Raw genomic sequence first — 15,283 nt, forward strand, 5'->3', positions numbered from 1 at the left:
CGACCCGGCGCGGCGACCGTCAGCCCGGCGGCGTCGTGGTGAGCTCGGGCACCTCGAGGTCGCGGTCGGCGAACGGTGCCCGCAGCAGCGTCGCGGTGGCCCACCCCCGCGTGAGGAGACCGGTGTCGGAGTGGGGCTCGGAGTGCCGCTCCGTCCCCGAGTACTGGAGCATGAGGTGGCGGTCGTCGTCCTCGTGGATGCTGGCCTGCACCAGGCCGAACGTCGCGAGCGGCGCATTGCGCAGCCCCCGCAGCCTGTCGGGTGCGCAGTCGGGCACGTTGACGTTGAGCGTGCGGCCGTCGAGCGGTGTCCGGCGCACCCAGCCCAGGACGTGGTCCGTCACCGACCGGACCGTCTCCCAGTGCCGTGGCTCCGTGGCGTCCACCGACACCGCGATCGAGGCGATGCCGTGCGCGGTCGCGGAGAACGCCGCGCCCACGGTGCCAGAGTGCAGGATCGCGTTCCCGGTGTTCGCGCCCTTGTTCACCCCGGAGAGCACGAGGTCCGGCTTCGGCCCGAACCCCCCGTACGCCGCGACGAACGCGATGAGCGCCGGCGCGGCGCGCACCGCGAACGACTCGACGCCCTCCGGCACCCCGGGCGCGCCGCGCGGCTCCACCACGAGCCGCCCGTCGCGCTCGGCGCCGAGGAGCGACGCGCTCGCTCCCGACGACTCGCGGGCCGGGGCCGCGACCACGACCTCGTAGCCGGCGTCGAGCGCCGCGCCCACCAGCACGGAGAGGCCGGCGGACTCGATCCCGTCGTCGTTCGTCACGAGTGCGCGCATCGAGAGGTCCTCCTGGGTCGGTCCGTTCGGGTTCAGGTCTCGCGCACGGTCACGCGTCGCGCGAAGCGTTCGATCTGGTCGCGGCGGCCCGTGCCGAGCCCTCGGCGCGTCACGTTGAGCGCGCCCGCCGCGGCACCGAGCCGGACGGCGTCGGGCAGCTCGAGGCCGCGACCCAGCCCGACGGCGATCCCCGCGGTCATCGAGTCGCCCGCCCCCCGGTGGTCCACGGTCGTGACCCGGGGCGTGCGGATGCGGTAGGTGTGCTCGCGCGTGACCAGCAGCGAGGGGTGCTGCGCCCGGGAGACGACGACGGCGCGCGGGCCCGCCGCCGCCATGTCCTGCGCCGCCACGAGCAGGGACTGCTCGGAGTCGTCGGGGCTGAAGCCGCCGTCGACCATCTCTTCGTGGCTGATCTTCAGGACGGCGCCCGGGGCCTCGGCGACGGCGCGGGCCTGGTCGGCGGAGAGGTCCGCGACGACCGTCCGGTCGGACGCGTGCAGGTCGTTCGCGAGGCGGGCGAAGAAGCTCGCAGGCACCCCGATCGCCGTCTCCGAGCCGGTGAGGATGGTCACGCCCGCGTCCAGCGCGCTGACGAGCACCGTCCCGTACAGGTCGTCGACCTCGTGCCGGTTCAGCGGGTAGGGGTCCATCGTGACGACCTCGGTGCGCTCGCCGCTGCGGCGGTCGTGCACCCACCCGCCGTTGCCGCCGGTCTGCGTGGCCCGCACGTCGAGGTGCTCCGCGCGCGCGAGGTGCGCCGCGACCTGCCCCGTCTCGCCGCCGAACGGGCCGCACACGATCACGTGCGCGCCGAGCGAGTAGGCCATGCGGCCGAGCCACAGGCCCTGGCCGCCCGGGTGCACGTGGATCTCGGGGGACGCCTCGTGCGGTCCGGCCGGCTCGATCTCGATCGTGAGCATCGGCGTGAGCGCGAGCACGCACACGCTCGGCGAGCGTGGCTCGTCGGGTTCGGCGGACGTGGGACCGGGTGGCGTCGCCATCAGACGAGGCTAGGGCGTGCGGCCCGTCTCCACCGCTCGGGAGCGGGTTCCCCAGGAGGGGGTGGTTTCATGGCGTCCATGGAGATCTTCCCCGTGCGGCGCGCCGTCGCCACCGCCCTCGCGGCGTCGCTGTCCGTCGTGCTGCTCGCCGCCTGCTCCCCGGACGACGACGAGCCGCAGGGCCCCGCGGCGTCGGGCACGGCGTCGGGCACGACGGACCCCGACGAGCCGCTCACCGCGAAGGACGCGTGCGCCGCGATGTACATCGAGGGAGACCCGCCGCTCGAGCGGGCCGTCGGCGACGCGCTCGTGGGCGTCAGCGAGGGCCTCGACCAGGACGGCGCGGCCGAGATGACCACGGTCGGGATCCGGCTCGGGTCGTTGTCCACGAAGGTGCCCGCGGAGTTCGACGACGCGGTCGCCCAGGTCCGCGTGCCCTTCCTGCAGCTCCAGACCGCGCTCGACGCGGGGACCGAGCAGTCCGTGGACCTCGACGTCGCGTCCGCGCGCGAGGGGCTCGTGGCCTACCGCGCCCTGTGCGAGGACGAGGGCTACGCGTTCGACTGACCGCGGGCTCCCGGGACGGGTTTGCGCCGCGGGCGCCGGGCGGGCACCGTGTGCTCGTGCCTGCACCCGAGCTCGTCCGCCGCGTCCTGCTCCCTGGTCGCCACCACCTGATCACGCGCTACCAGGTCGACTACCTGCGCGCGCTGCGCGCCGGGCTGGTCCGGGACCTCGACGGACGGCGCGTGCGGTGCGTCCCCGACGTCGAGGTGGTGTGGGTCGTGACGTCGGCCAACCATGCCGGGACCCGGCGCAACCCCGTGCCCGGCCACCGGCGCGAGGCGCTGATCGAGAACGTCGCCGTGCGCGAGGGGCTGGCGAGCGTCGTCGTGCCGGTGCCCGACGTCGCGCCCAGCCCGCGCTTCGCGTCCCTCGTCGTGACGAGCGTCGCCACCGCGACGGGTGCCGAGCCGACCCCGGCCGACACCGTCGTCGCGTGCTCGACCCCCGCGGTGATCGACGCGTACCGCGCGCTGGGGTTCCGCGTCGTGGGCGTGGAGCTGGACGGCGACGACACGGTCGCCGACGGTCCGGACGACGGGACGACCGCGCACGGTCGGACCGCCGCCGGGCCGGCGCGCCCGTGGGACGTCGTCGAGATGATCGCCGCGGGGGACGAGCGGTGGCGCGAGCTCGCGCACCCGGCCGTGCCGGAGCTGTACGCGCGGTACGGGATCGTGGCCGAGGTGCGCGAGATCTTCGCCGACCCCGTCGTCTCCGGTGACGGCGACCTGACCACGACGCGCGACTACCGGACGTACGCCGCGGCGTTCGAGGAGGCGTCGGCGCGCAAGTGGGCGCAGGTCGAGCCGTACGTCCGACCGGGCCGCGTGGTCGACATCGGGTGCGCGACGGGCGGGCTGCTCGAGCTCGCGGCGCGCGAGCCGCGGCTGCACGAGTCGGACCTGTTCGGCGTCGACGTGGCGCGCCACCTCGTCGCCGAGGCGGAGCACAAGAAGGCGCAGGGCGTGTTCGCGAACCCGAACGTGTGGTTCGTGCAGGCGAACATCCTCGCGCGGTCGGTCATGCCGGACTCCTCGGTCGACACCACGCTGACGATCGCGCTCACGCACGAGGTGTCGTCCTACGGCGACGGCGTGCGCGACGTCGCGACGTTCGCCCGCCGGGTGCTCGAGCACACCCGGCGGGGCGGGGTGTGGATCAACTCGGACGTGTGCGGTCCCGCCGAGCCGGAACGCGCGGTCGTGCTCACGCTGCGGGCCGACGACGGCGCCCCGGCCGCAGGCGACGGCGTCCTGGGTGCCCGGACCGACCTGGGCGTCCTCGCGCGCGAGGACGTCGCCGCGTACGTCGGCGGGTTGTCGACCGACGCGCGGCTCGCGCAGTTCGCGCACGACTTCCCACGCTCGTCCGGTGCGACGTTCCGTCCGGCGCGGCTCGGCACCGGGCGCTGGCGGCTCACGCTGCGCGAGGCGATGGAGTTCATGACGCGCAAGGACTACGTGGACAACTGGCTGTCGGAGTCGCACGAACGGTTCTGCGACCTCACCGGGCCGGGGTGGGAGGAGCTGCTCGTCGAGACGGGCTTCGAGCTCGAGCCCGGGAGCGGGGCGTGGCGCAACGAGTGGCTCGTCCAGCACGCGTTCGCCCCGGTCGCGTCCCTGCACGACGCCGCTACCGGGGACCTCGTCGACTGGCCGGACACGCACGTGCTCACGGTCGCGCGTCGGCCCGAGCTCGGCTGAGCCCCGCGGACCTGCAAGTCGGCCGACGGTCAGGACACGTACGGGACATGCACGCCCGCCTCGAGCGAGTCGCACGTCCCGCGCGTCGGGCCCCGGTCGTGCCCGTCGTGCTCCTCGGCCTGGTGCTCTCCGGGTGCGCCGGTGGTGCGCAGCCCACCGCCGACTACCCGTGGTACGAGGACGTCCCGGCGCTGCTCGACGAGGCCGACCTGGTCGTCGTGGGGACGTCGGTGGCGTCGCGTCCTGACGTCGCCCTGCCGGAAGGGAGGTCCGACGACGACCCGCAGGCGAACCCGCTGGCGGGGACGTCGGCGGACGACGTCGCGCCCTCGGACGAGGGGGTACCGATCACCGTCCACACCGTCGAGGTGACGGAGGTGCTCGTCGGCGCTGCGCCGGCAGGGACGGTCGAGGTCGCCGTCACCCGGGGCTCGGCGGAGGACGGCGAGGAGCTCGGCGGGCTCGGCACGACGATGCTGTTCCTGCGGACCTCCGACGGGCCCGCGCACGTGGTGGGGGGCCCGCAGGGCGTGCTCGTCGCCGGGCCCGACGGTGGGTACTCCTGCGCCGTGGACGGGCTGCCGGCCCTCGAGACGACGCCGACCGAGGTCCGCCGCCTCGCCGTCGGCTGACCAGCGCGACTCGGGTGCCGCTCGTAGGCTCGGTACGTGCTTCTCGACGCGCGGACGCTGCGGGGGATCCAGGACGGGACGGTGACGCTCGCGTTCCGTCGCTGGACGACGCCGCGCGTGCGGGTGGGGACGAAGCAGCGCACGGGGGTCGGGGTGGTCGAGGTGACGTCCGTGGAGCGGGTGCCCCTGGGTCGGGACGGCATGCCCGTGGTGTCCGACGACGACGCCCGCCTCGCCGGGATGGGCTCGCCCGAGCGGGTGCTCGCGCGCGGTGCCGGCCGCGAGGGTGACCTGTACCGCGTCGGCGTGCGGTTCGCGGGGGAGGACCCGCGTGTCGCGCTGCGCGCGGACGACCGTCTCGACGCCGCCGCGGTCGAGGAGATCCGCGCGCGCCTCGCACGCACGGACCGCGCCGCCGACGAGCCGTGGACGCGTGCCTACCTCGAGCTGGTCGCGGAGCGGCCCGGGGTCGTCGCGCGCGAGCTCGCCGCCGGGATCGGGATGGAGCGCGACCCGTTCAAGGTGCGCGTCCGCCGGCTCAAGGAGCTGGGGCTGACGGAGAGCCTCGACGTCGGGTACCGCATCTCACCGCGCGGGCAGGCGTACCTGGCCGCGACGTCGGGCGAGCGCTGAGGGCCGATGCCCGGCGTGGAGTTGTCGGCGCGAGGTGACCCTGGGGTAGTTCGTGGTGCTGACAGGCCGAGACGGGCGCAGAGCCGTCAGCGCCGGGTGACCCCAGAGGGGTACGTGGTGCTGACAGGTGCGGGGGAGCGGGCGGTGTCGATCGCGGGGAGGCCGTCGATGCTCGAGGTGTTCTTGAGCGCCCGGTAGTCGTCGAGCTGCTCGGGCGACTTGCGCTCGGCCCAGCGGTCCAGCAGGTCGCGGTCCTCGACGAGCTGCATGCGCGGCACGGAGAACCCGCACGAGTCCGACACCCGCGTGACGTCCACGACGACGACGCCGCGCTGCCCGGGCGTCTGCTCCTTGGCGAACGCCGTGCGCAGCTCGTCGAACTCCGCCGTGCCGGCCTCGACGTACCGCCCCGTGCCGTGGAAGCGCACGATGTTCGGCGGACCGTCGAACGCGCAGAACATGACGACGATGCGGCCGTTCTCGCGCAGGTGCGCGGGCGTCTCCGCGCCGGACCCTGTGTAGTCGAGATACGCGACGCGGTGCGGGCCGAGCACGGCGAAGGTCCCGGCCATGCCCTTCGGCGCGACGTTGACGTGCCCGTCCGCGTCGAGCGGTGCCGTGCCGACGAAGAACACGGGCTGGGACAGCACGAACGACGCGATGCGGTCGGTGATCTTCTCGTGGACGGTAGCCATGGCCTGAGTCTCGCACCGCTGTCGGTTGCCCGGAGTAGCGTCCGAGGCATGAGCGACGACCCGACGACCGGCGACGCGACGACCACCGAGGACCAGCGCAAGGCGATCCTGCTCCGCTATCTCGACCGCGAGCGTGCGGCCCTGCTCGCCAAGGCCGACGGGCTGGGCGAGTACGACGTCCGGCGGCCCCTCACCGGCACCGGCACCAACCTGCTCGGCCTGCTCAAGCACGTCGCGAGCGTGCAGATCGGGTACTTCGGCGAGGTGTTCGGGCGCCCCCACGACGTGCCTGTGCCGTGGTTCGAGCAGGACGCGGAGGTCAACGCGGACATGTGGGCGACACCGGAGGAGTCGCGTGCCGAGATCCTCGAGCTGTGGCGACGCTCGTGCGAGCACTCCGACGAGACGATCGCCGCGCTCGACCTCGACGCGCGCGGCGAGGTCCCGTGGTGGTCGCCGGAGCGGCGCGAGGTGACCCTGTTCCAGATCCTCGTCCACATGCTCGACGAGATGGCGCACCACGCCGGCCACGCGGACATCGTCCGCGAGCAGATCGACGGCGCGGCAGGCGACGACCGAGGCAACCTCCCGAACCAGTCGCCGACGGAGTGGGCGTCCTACCGCGCCCGCGTAGAAGCGGCGGCGAGGGAGGCGGCCGCCACACCCCCACCATGAGATCGACCCGGGCGTCGCGACGTCGACCTACGGAAGGTCGATCTCGTGCGCTCGGGTCGATCTCGGGGGTCAGGCGTGTTCCAGGAGGACGGCCACCTCGTAGTGGGGGGTGTGCGGGAACATGTCCAGCACGCGGGCCTCGCGTGGGTGCAGCGACGGCATCCACGCCAGGTCGCGCGCGAGAGTCGTCGCGTTGCAGCTCGAGTAGACGACGTGCCGCGCGCCGGAGCTCTCCAGCCACGAGCTGAGCGTCTCGCCGATGCCGCGTCGCGGCGGGTTGACGATCACGAGGTCGGGGCGTGCGGTGGCCGGCTCCGACCGGCCGCCCTGCGCGAGCGCGAACGTCGTCGCGTCGTCGGACAGGAAGCTCGTACGGTCCAGCCCGGCGTCCCGTGCGCTGAGCCGGGCGCTCGCGACCGCCTCGACGCTGGTCTCGACCCCGACGACGTCGCGATCCGCGCCCGCGACGTGCAGCGCGAACCCGCCCACGCCGCAGTACAGGTCCCAGACCGTGGCGGGCGACGCGTCGTGCACCCAGTCCTGGCCCTGGCGGTAGAGGGTTGCTGCGACGTCGGTGTTGGTCTGGAAGAAGCTCTGCGGCCGCAGGTGCAGGTCGACGTCGTTGACGCGCATCCGCAGGGTCTCGGTCTCGGTGAGCAGGATCTCCGTGTCGCCCTCGACGACGGCCTTGTGCTCGGGGTGGATGTTCGCGGAGACCACCCGCAGTGCCGGGAGCTCGGCGAGCAGGCTCGGCAGGTGCTTGCGGATCCGCGCGACCGACTCGGTGGAGCGCAGCACGAACCGCGTCATGAGCTCGTCCTCGGGGGAGAGCGTCACGAGGACGTACTTGAGCTCACCCCGGCGCTCGCGGACGTCGTAGGGGATGAGGCGGGCGCGGGTGACGAACGCCGCCAGCGGCGCGAACGCGTCCTGCAACGCGGCCGGGTAGAGCGGGCAGTCGGTGAGGTCGACGCCGCCGTCCTCGGACAGGATCCCGAGCACCGGGTCGTCGGCACTGCCGGTGACGACCATCTTGGCCTTGTTGCGGAACCCGGCCTCGGCGGACGGCACCGGATCGAGCCAGCGCACGTCCGGTGCGAGCGGAGCGAGGAGTTCGGCGCAGTGCTGCTGCTTGTCGGAGAGCTGGACGCCGTACGGCTGGTCCAGCAACGTGCACGACCGGCACCGCCAGGCGTCGAAGTGGTGGCACTGCACTCGTTCGAGTCTACGGGGACCGATCGAGGTCACGAATCGTGACAGAAGCGGACGGGTCCGCGCCGCCGGTCACGGTGGGAGCGCTCCCTTGCACCAGAGAGCGCTCTTCGGTACCGTCGTGGCAGCGCTCCCACATAGATGTCGGAGTCGACTGCCGAGGCACGCGAACCGTGTCTTGGGTTCCGAGGACGTGACCCGAACAGGAGTGAGCGATGCGCAAGCTCGTCCGAGCATGGGCCGCGGTGTGTGCCGCCGCCCTCGTTGCCACGGGGGCGGTGACCGTGACCGCCACGTCGGCCGCCGCCGTCCCGGCGACGATCCCTCTGACCATCACCAACGATGCCGGGCGCGGCCCGGTGTACGTCTACGTGATCGGTGAGAACCTCCAGAACGGCGACATGGGCTACGCCGACGCGTCGGGGGCGTTCCACCCCTGGCCCGACGCCGGCCCTCAGCCCGTGCCCGCACCGGACGCCTCCATCCCCGGTCCTGGCGCCGGCCAGGAGAAGACGATCCGGCTCCCGAAGCTCTCGGGACGCGTCTACTTCTCCTACGGCAAGAAGCTCTCGTTCAGCGTGGTGAACGACGGGCGCCTCGTGCAGCCCGCGGTGCAGAACCCGACCGACCCGAACCGCGACACGATGTTCAGCTGGACCGAGTACACGCTCAACGACGCCGGCCTGTGGATCAACAGCACGCAGGTCGACTTCTTCTCCGCGCCGTACCAGGTCGGCCTCAAGAAGGCCGACGGCTCGATCATCAGCACGGGCATGCTGAAGAGCGACGGGTTCGACCGGTTCTTCAGCGACCTCGCGGCCACGCCCGGCGCGTGGGGGAACCTCGTCCAGCGCGCTCCGGACGGCAGCATCCTGCGAGCGCTGAACCCGAGCCACGGACTCGGCGTCGGCCTCGTCCCCGAGAACGTCATGGACGGCTACGTCGACCGTGTCTGGGACCACTACCGCACGCGCGACCTCGTGGTCAGGCCGTTCGGGTACGACCAGTCCGTGGTCTTCACCGGCCGCGTGGTCGGTGACCGGATGCGGTTCACGAACGACTCCGGCGCGGAGGTGGCGTCGTTCGTCAAGCCGTCGGCCGACAGCATCTTCGGGTGCCACAAGGACCTGCTCGCGCCGAACGACCAGATCGTCGGACCCATCGCCCGCACGCTGTGCGCCGGGTTCAACCGCACGACGCTCCTCACCAACGCGACCCAGCCGGACCAGAGCAGCGCCGGCTTCTACCAGGACACCGTGACCAACTACTACGCCAAGCTGGTTCACGCGCAGATGGCGAACGGCAAGGCGTACGCGTTCGCGTTCGACGACGTGAGCGCCCAGGAGTCCCTGGTCCACGACGGCAACCCCACCGCGGCGTACATCTCGCTCGACCCCTTCTCGGGCTCCGCGAACCCGGTGGGCGACGGCGGAGGCGAGGTCCAGAACCCCGGTGACGGCGGGTTCGTCGGGACGGGGGAGATCCAGGCCACGAACGGCATGTGCCTGGACGTCCCGTGGGCGGACCCGACCGACGGCAACCAGATCCAGATCGTCGGCTGCAGCGGGAACGCCGCGCAGCGCTGGACCCGCGCGTCCGACGGCACCGTGAGGGCGCTGGGCAAGTGCCTCGACGTGGCCGGCGGGTCGAGCGCGGGCGGCACGAAGGTCCAGCTCTGGGACTGCAACGGGACCGGTGCGCAGACGTGGCAGTACGACGCCGGCACGCACGAGCTGCGCAACCCGCAGTCGGGCAGGTGCCTCGACGCGGCGGGCGGCGCCCCGCTGCACGACGGGCAGAAGCTGATCATCTGGGACTGCTGGAAGGGCCCCGGGCAGAGGTGGACGGTCTGACCGACCGATCCCGGCCGGCCGAGACACGCACGGTAGTGCCCGACGACGCCCGCTCGCCGCGTCGTCGGGCACGGCCGTGCGTGAACCGGGGTCCCACTGTTCACGTGGCGTTCGGCGCCCGGTCACGACGGCGTGCCACCCTGCGCGCATGGCAGTCGACGAGGAACGTGAGATCGAGGTCGTGGTGCAGCGCATCGCAGACCGGTTCCCGGGGTTGGACACCGGTGACGTCCGCGCCCAGGTGCTCGCCGAGCTCGAGGTGTTCGGCGACGCGCACGTGCGCGACTTCGTCCCGGTCCTCGTCGAGAACGCGGTGATGGACACGCTGCGGGCGTCCATGGACCCGGAGCCGCTCGCGCCGTCTGGCGAGGACTGAGCACCGCGGCCACGATGGGGCGATGACGCGCTACGCGATCGACGCGCCCGTGGCGATCCGGCTCGCACGGGACCAGTTCGTCGTGCCGGAGGGTCTGCAGCTCGTGGGACCGAATGTGCTCCGGTCGGACGTGCTGTCGCTCCTCTACCGCGGGGTGCGGTCGGGCGAGCTGACCGCGCAGGAGGGCGCGGAGCTGCTGGACCGGGTCACGACCACGCGCGTCCGGCTGCTCGGCGACCGCGTCTCGCGGGCGAACGCCTGGAAGATCGCCGACGGGCTCGGCTGGGACGACCCGCGGGGCGCCGAGTATCTCGCGGTCGCCCGGCTCCAGGCCGACGCACTCGTGACGGACGACCAGGACCTCGTGCGAGCGGCGGACGGGATCGTGCGCGTCGCGACCTACGCGGAGCTGGTGGCCGGCGGATGACGAGCCGCTGACCGGGGCCGGTCGTCGACGGCGGTCGGCACCGTGTCGGAATGCTCGAGGTGCCCGCGCCCGGAGATCGGGTGACCATGAACCCGTGTGGTGGTTGGTGATCGGAAGCCTGCTGCTCGCACTCGGCGGCGTGGTGACGTCGGCTGCGCGCCGCGTCGCCCGTGCGCGCTCGCGGTCGACCGGCGCCCACGGGATGGCGGTGGGCTGCGGGATGAGCCTGATCGTCTGGGGCGGTGCCTTCGTCGTCGTCGGTTGTGTGACACGGCTGTGAGCACTCGCCGGGAGGACGCCACGACCGCGCTGCTGTCCGACGGCGCCGCACTCTCAGGCAGGGGGTGGGCCCCCCGGGGTTCGAACCCGGAACCTACGGATTAAAAGTCCGCAGCTCTGCCAGTTGAGCTAGAGGCCCGCAGCGCGGAGCGCCGCGGCGCCCAGGCTACGCGATCGCGTGCTCACGCCAGGGCGTTCCCGGCCACGGCGGGGGTCGCGGGCGCAGGGTACGCGTGCACCGCCGGGACGCGTCCTCGGTCTTGCCCAGTGGGAACTTCGTTGAGACGGGCCCCATGCGCTTGCATGCGCGTCTCGACCTTGCTTGGTTGGTAGGGACCGAGGGGACGTGTCCCGCACGGCCCCACCCGGCTACGAGAGGAGCTCTCGTGCTTACCTTGACCGACAACGCCCGTACCGCTGTCCAGGATCTTGCCACGCAGGCCGGTGTCCCCGAGGGAGGCGGTCTGCGGATCGCCGAGTCCACGGATCAGGCCGGCAGCTTCGAGCTCGCGCTCGTCCCCGCACCTCAGCCCGAGGACGCCGTCGTCGAGAACGGCGAGGCGAAGGTCTTCGTGGAGTCCACCACGGTGCAGACCCTCACCGACCTCACGCTCGACACCGACCCCAACGCGCAGGGACCGTCCTTCGTGCTCACGCCGCAGGGCTGAGGTCTCCCGACCGCGCACGCCGCCGGTCGAACGACGCGCCGCCTCTCACGGTGCGTCCTCGGATCTCACGACGGGCCGTCCTGCGGGGCGGCCCGTCGTCGTGCGTCCGCAGCCGTGCCGGACGCGCGGCGGGCTCAGGTCGCCGGTCCGACGATCCACCAGGCGCCCAGGGCTGCCGCCCCGAGCGTGACGACGAGGAAGACGCCGACCCAGAGCAGACCGGGCAGGTGCGTGAGCCGCGCGAGGATGTCGGCGTCCGACGACGAGCCGAGCCCGCGCGAGCGCTGCACCTGCAGCTCCAGCACGGGCCGCACGGCACCGAGCAGCAAGAACCAGGTCACCGCGTACGCGACCGCGCTCTGCACGTCCGGCGGTGCCCACCAGGACACGCCGACGAGTGCCGCGCCGCTGACGAGCACGGACCACAGGCCGAACCAGTTGCGGATCTGCAGCAGCACGAGCCCGAGCAGCAGGACGAGCAGCCACAGCAGGCCGACGGCGTAGCCCTGCCGCAGCAGCGCCGCGGCGCCGAGCCCGACCAGACCGGGGCCGACGTAGCCCATGAATGCCGTGAGGATCATGCCGAACCCGCGGGGACGGCCCGCGGAGACGGTCAGCCCGGACGTGTCGGAGTGCAGGCGGATCCCGGACAGCTGCCGCCCGGTGAGCAGCGCGGCGAGCGCGTGCGCGCCCTCGTGGGCGATCGTCACGACGTGCCGGGCGACGTGCCAGACGGGCGTCACGAGCACGATCGACGATGCGACCGCCCCCATGGCGAGCACCACGGCCGGCTCCGGGGGAGCGACGGACGTCGTCGCGGCGTCCCAGACCTGCCCGACGACGTCCGTCACGCCGGTCCACACGCTCGCGTCCGTCTCGGGTTCCACGCGCGACATTCCACCACAGCCCTCTGCCGACCAGGTGCCACAGGCCGACAACGCCGCCACGCGTCGTCGAACACACCATGGGGGTCGTCTCGTGCCTGAAGACGACCCCCATGTCGTGTTCGACGGGATGGGGGGCGGGGTGGGGGCGGGGGCGGAGGGGATAGGGGGGTAGGGGGGTAGGGGTGATGCTCGACACGTCGGACGTGGGGACGGCGGTCGGCGTGAGACACTGGGTCGGTAGGGCAGCGTGACTGCGCGCCCAGCGTCGTGGAGATCCCCCCGGATTGCGTGCGGCGGACCCCGACTCCAGCCTTCGAGAGGCCTTTCTTCCTGTGACTTCCTTTGCCGACTTCGGCCTGCCCACCCCTGTCGTGCGAGAGCTCTCGCGCCAGGGCATCGACTCCCCGTTCCCCATCCAGACCGCGACGCTGCCCGACTCGATGAAGGGTCGCGACGTCCTCGGTCGCGGTCGTACGGGTTCCGGCAAGACGCTCGCGTTTTCGCTGCCGACCGTCGCCCGGCTCGCCGAGGCGAAGACGTCGCGCCACCCGCGCCGACCCCGCGCGCTCGTGCTGTGCCCCACGCGTGAGCTCGCCAACCAGATCGCCGCCACGATGGAGCCCGTCGCGAAGGCCCTGGGCCTGGTGACGACGACGATCTTCGGCGGCGTCGCGCAGTCGCGCCAGGTCTCCGCGCTCAACGGCGGCGTGGACATCGTCATCGCGTGCCCCGGTCGCCTCGAGGACCTGCTCAACCAGCGCGTGCTGACGCTCGACGGCATCGAGATCACCGTCCTGGACGAGGCCGACCACATGGCCGACCTCGGGTTCCTCCCCGGCGTCAAGCGCATCATGGACAAGACCCCGAAGAAGGGTCAGCGCATGCTGTTCTCCGCGACGCTCGACAACGGCGTGGACCAGCTCGTCAAGCGTTACCTGAGCAACCCGGTGCGCCACTCGGTGGACGACGCCGCGGCAGCGCCCCCGCAGATGACGCACCACATCCTCGCCGTGCGCGACGCGGAGATGAAGAAGGAGATCGTGCACGCCCTCGCGTCGGGCACCGGCCGCCGCGTGCTGTTCATGCGCACCAAGCACCAGGCCAAGAAGCTCGCGAAGCAGCTCACGGCCTCCGGCGTCCCCGCGGTCGACCTGCACGGCAACCTCGGCCAGGGAGCGCGCGAGCGCAACCTCGAGGCGTTCTCGTCGGGCTCCGTGAAGGTCCTCGTCGCCACCGACATCGCGGCGCGCGGGATCCACGTGGACGACATCGAGCTCGTCGTGCACGTCGACCCGCCGGCCGAGCACAAGGCGTACCTGCACCGCTCGGGTCGAACGGCCCGCGCAGGCTCGGAGGGCGTCGTCGTGACGGTCATGCTCCCCGAGCAGCGCGGTGACGTCCGCGACCTGACCCGCAAGGCGAAGATCACGGCGCAGCCGAAGCAGGTCGCGCCCGGTGACTCGACGATGGCGGGACTCGTCGGCGACGTCGCGCCCTATGTCCGACCGGCCGACATCACGCCGCCGCAGACCCAGGCGAAGCGTGGCACGACGTCCACCAACGGCGGCTCGCGCGCCTCGCGTCGCGGTCGCGGCACCGGCTCGGGCGGCGGCCAGCCCCAGGGCTCCGGGCAGCGCACGACGGCGCAGCGTTCCTCCGGCGGGTCCGGTCGTTCTGGCGGCCAGGGGAGCGGAGGCCAGTCCCGTGGCGGGCAGCCGCGCGGCGGCCAGTCCGGTGCCGGCGCGTCCGGCGGCGGTCAGGGCGGATCGGGCCGTCGCCGCGGCGGCAGCGGTCGCGCGCAGCGCCCCGCGGGCGGCACGGTCTACTCGACCTCGTCGTCCTCGCGCTGAGCAGATCGACGAACCCCTGTCGTGGGGGGCGGCCCCGGCGCGCCCCCCGCCCGGCCCCGGCCCCGGGCGGTGCTCTGTGCGCGCCACCGGGGGGGGGGGCCGCGCCCGGGCGGGGCAGCGGCCGGGCCCGCGGCCCACGGTCGTCCGTCCTGGAACATCGACCGCGTGCGCGCGGTTGGGATGGTCGGAGGTGGATCATGACCGACAAGACCCACGACAACCAGCACTACGAGGTCGCGCGGACCGACGACGAGTGGCGCAGCGAGCTGTCGCCCCAGGAGTACGCGGTCCTGCGTCAGGCCGGCACCGAGCGCGCGTGGACCGGTGAGCTGCTCGACGAGAAGCGCACCGGCGTCTACCGGTGTCGCGCGTGCGGCAACGAGCTGTTCCGATCGGACACCAAGTTCGACTCCCACTGCGGGTGGCCGAGCTTCTTCAGCCCGCTCGCGGGCGACCGTGTCGAGCTCCTGACGGACGCGAGCCTCGGGATGGTGCGCACCGAGGTGCGCTGCGCCCGGTGCGGCTCGCACCTGGGGCACGTGTTCGACGACGCCCCGCAGACCCCGACGGGCGACCGGTTCTGCATGAACTCGGTCAGCCTGACGTTCGAGGCGGCGGAGTAGCCACGGGGGTCGCGCGCCGCCCCGGGCGGCGTGCGGCCGCCCGCCCGACGACAAGGTCGGTGCCCGCCGTCAGCGCGACGCCGACCGCATAGCAGGCGAGGTCCCGCACCGCGAACGTGCTGCCCAGCAGCCAGGCCGCGGGCGGGACCGCGTCGTTCACGGCGCTCGCGACGCCCGTGGCCTGCAGGCCCTCGACCGCCCAGCACCAGCTGAGGGCGAGACCGCCCGCCGCCGCGACACGCAGGCGGGGCACGAGCAGGACCAGGAGCGTGTAGACCGCGACCGCGTACAGGACGTCACCGAGGACGTCCCCCGTCGCGCCCGCGACCTGTGTCGTGGTGACGACACCGGCCACCACGACCAGCACGAGGCAGCCCGCGACGACGCCGCGGCGTCGTCGCCGGGTCACCGGGTC

18 protein-coding genes and 1 tRNA gene are annotated in these 15,283 nt (G+C 73.0%); 12 read left to right on the forward strand and 7 right to left on the reverse strand.

Features of this window, described 5'->3' with window-relative positions; translation table 11 throughout:
• Nucleotides 1-19 precede the first annotated feature (19 nt).
• Nucleotides 20-787 (reverse strand): 5'/3'-nucleotidase SurE, encoded by a 768-nt coding sequence (gene surE, locus IF651_RS07160; protein ID WP_191828403.1) that lies wholly within the window; start codon nt 785-787, stop codon nt 20-22.
• Nucleotides 788-819: 32 nt separating this feature from the next.
• Nucleotides 820-1,788 carry a 1-phosphofructokinase family hexose kinase gene (locus tag IF651_RS07165; protein ID WP_191828404.1) on the reverse strand — a complete coding sequence of 323 codons (969 nt, stop codon included), beginning with the start codon at nt 1,786-1,788 and terminating at the stop codon, nt 820-822.
• 78 nt (nt 1,789-1,866) lie between these two features.
• Between IF651_RS07165 and IF651_RS07170 the strand changes: the two genes are divergently transcribed.
• From IF651_RS07170 to IF651_RS07185, 4 genes are read left to right on the forward strand one after another with little or no spacing between them, the layout of a single operon-like run.
• Nucleotides 1,867-2,355, forward strand: a complete 489-nt coding sequence (locus IF651_RS07170) for a hypothetical protein (protein WP_191828405.1) — start codon at nt 1,867-1,869, stop codon at nt 2,353-2,355.
• Between the two features lie 56 nt (nt 2,356-2,411).
• On the forward strand, nt 2,412-4,058 hold the full coding sequence (locus IF651_RS07175; RefSeq protein ID WP_191828406.1) for a methyltransferase domain-containing protein: 1,647 nt from the start codon (nt 2,412-2,414) through the stop codon (nt 4,056-4,058).
• 47 nt (nt 4,059-4,105) lie between these two features.
• Nucleotides 4,106-4,690, forward strand: a complete 585-nt coding sequence (locus tag IF651_RS07180; RefSeq protein WP_191828407.1) for a hypothetical protein — start codon at nt 4,106-4,108, stop codon at nt 4,688-4,690.
• 36 nt (nt 4,691-4,726) lie between these two features.
• A complete protein-coding gene (locus IF651_RS07185; RefSeq protein ID WP_191828408.1) occupies nt 4,727-5,323 on the forward strand; it encodes an ASCH domain-containing protein in 597 nt (198 codons plus the stop codon).
• An 86-nt stretch (nt 5,324-5,409) separates the two neighbouring features.
• On the opposite strand, the gene IF651_RS07190 is transcribed toward IF651_RS07185, so the two are convergent.
• Nucleotides 5,410-6,018, reverse strand: coding sequence for a pyridoxamine 5'-phosphate oxidase family protein (locus IF651_RS07190; protein ID WP_191828409.1), 609 nt, complete (start codon nt 6,016-6,018; stop codon nt 5,410-5,412).
• 48 nt (nt 6,019-6,066) lie between these two features.
• Between IF651_RS07190 and IF651_RS07195 the strand changes: the two genes are divergently transcribed.
• Nucleotides 6,067-6,693, forward strand: a complete 627-nt coding sequence (locus IF651_RS07195; protein WP_191828410.1) for a DinB family protein — start codon at nt 6,067-6,069, stop codon at nt 6,691-6,693.
• 69 nt (nt 6,694-6,762) lie between these two features.
• Here the strand turns inward: IF651_RS07195 and rlmC are convergent, their stop codons facing one another.
• Nucleotides 6,763-7,908, reverse strand: coding sequence for a 23S rRNA (uracil(747)-C(5))-methyltransferase RlmC (rlmC, locus tag IF651_RS07200; protein WP_191828411.1), 1,146 nt, complete (start codon nt 7,906-7,908; stop codon nt 6,763-6,765).
• Nucleotides 7,909-8,120: 212 nt separating this feature from the next.
• On the opposite strand from rlmC, the gene IF651_RS07205 reads away from it, so the two are divergent.
• The 4 genes from IF651_RS07205 to IF651_RS07220 all read left to right on the forward strand — a co-directional run bounded on the left by IF651_RS07205 (nt 8,121) and on the right by IF651_RS07220 (nt 10,841).
• Nucleotides 8,121-9,758 carry a glycoside hydrolase family 64 protein gene (locus tag IF651_RS07205; protein ID WP_191828412.1) on the forward strand — a complete coding sequence of 546 codons (1,638 nt, stop codon included), beginning with the start codon at nt 8,121-8,123 and terminating at the stop codon, nt 9,756-9,758.
• A 148-nt stretch (nt 9,759-9,906) separates the two neighbouring features.
• On the forward strand, nt 9,907-10,134 hold the full coding sequence (locus tag IF651_RS07210; protein WP_191828413.1) for a three-helix bundle dimerization domain-containing protein: 228 nt from the start codon (nt 9,907-9,909) through the stop codon (nt 10,132-10,134).
• Nucleotides 10,135-10,156: 22 nt separating this feature from the next.
• The gene (locus tag IF651_RS07215) at nt 10,157-10,561 is read left to right on the forward strand and encodes a PIN domain-containing protein (protein WP_191828414.1); all 405 of its coding nucleotides are present in this window, start codon (nt 10,157-10,159) and stop codon (nt 10,559-10,561) included.
• A gap of 106 nt (nt 10,562-10,667) precedes the next feature.
• Complete coding sequence (locus IF651_RS07220; protein WP_191828415.1) at nt 10,668-10,841, forward strand: hypothetical protein; 174 nt, start codon at nt 10,668-10,670, stop codon at nt 10,839-10,841.
• Between the two features lie 65 nt (nt 10,842-10,906).
• Here IF651_RS07220 and IF651_RS07225 read toward each other — a convergent pair.
• Nucleotides 10,907-10,979: transfer RNA gene (locus IF651_RS07225), tRNA-Lys, on the reverse strand.
• A gap of 247 nt (nt 10,980-11,226) precedes the next feature.
• On the opposite strand from IF651_RS07225, the gene IF651_RS07230 reads away from it, so the two are divergent.
• Nucleotides 11,227-11,508, forward strand: a complete 282-nt coding sequence (locus IF651_RS07230) for an iron-sulfur cluster biosynthesis family protein (protein WP_191828416.1) — start codon at nt 11,227-11,229, stop codon at nt 11,506-11,508.
• A 134-nt stretch (nt 11,509-11,642) separates the two neighbouring features.
• Here the strand turns inward: IF651_RS07230 and IF651_RS07235 are convergent, their stop codons facing one another.
• Nucleotides 11,643-12,395: a M50 family metallopeptidase gene (locus tag IF651_RS07235; RefSeq protein ID WP_338403817.1), complete on the reverse strand. Its 753-nt coding sequence runs from the start codon at nt 12,393-12,395 to the stop codon at nt 11,643-11,645.
• A gap of 332 nt (nt 12,396-12,727) precedes the next feature.
• Between IF651_RS07235 and IF651_RS07240 the strand changes: the two genes are divergently transcribed.
• Together IF651_RS07240 and msrB are read left to right on the forward strand one after the other, a co-directional pair.
• Entirely contained in the window at nt 12,728-14,245 is a 1,518-nt protein-coding gene (locus IF651_RS07240; protein ID WP_191828418.1) for a DEAD/DEAH box helicase, read from the forward strand.
• Between the two features lie 197 nt (nt 14,246-14,442).
• Nucleotides 14,443-14,868 carry a peptide-methionine (R)-S-oxide reductase MsrB gene (gene msrB, locus IF651_RS07245; RefSeq protein ID WP_191828419.1) on the forward strand — a complete coding sequence of 142 codons (426 nt, stop codon included), beginning with the start codon at nt 14,443-14,445 and terminating at the stop codon, nt 14,866-14,868.
• Here msrB and IF651_RS07250 read toward each other — a convergent pair.
• The gene (locus IF651_RS07250) at nt 14,840-15,277 is read right to left on the reverse strand and encodes a DUF2809 domain-containing protein (RefSeq protein WP_191828420.1); all 438 of its coding nucleotides are present in this window, start codon (nt 15,275-15,277) and stop codon (nt 14,840-14,842) included. The genes msrB and IF651_RS07250 overlap by 29 nt on opposite strands.
• Between the last annotated feature and the right edge of the window lie 6 nt (nt 15,278-15,283).

Source organism: Cellulosimicrobium arenosum (assembly GCF_014837295.1).
In the GTDB taxonomy this organism is placed as follows: Bacteria; Actinomycetota; Actinomycetes; order Actinomycetales; family Cellulomonadaceae; genus Cellulosimicrobium; species Cellulosimicrobium arenosum.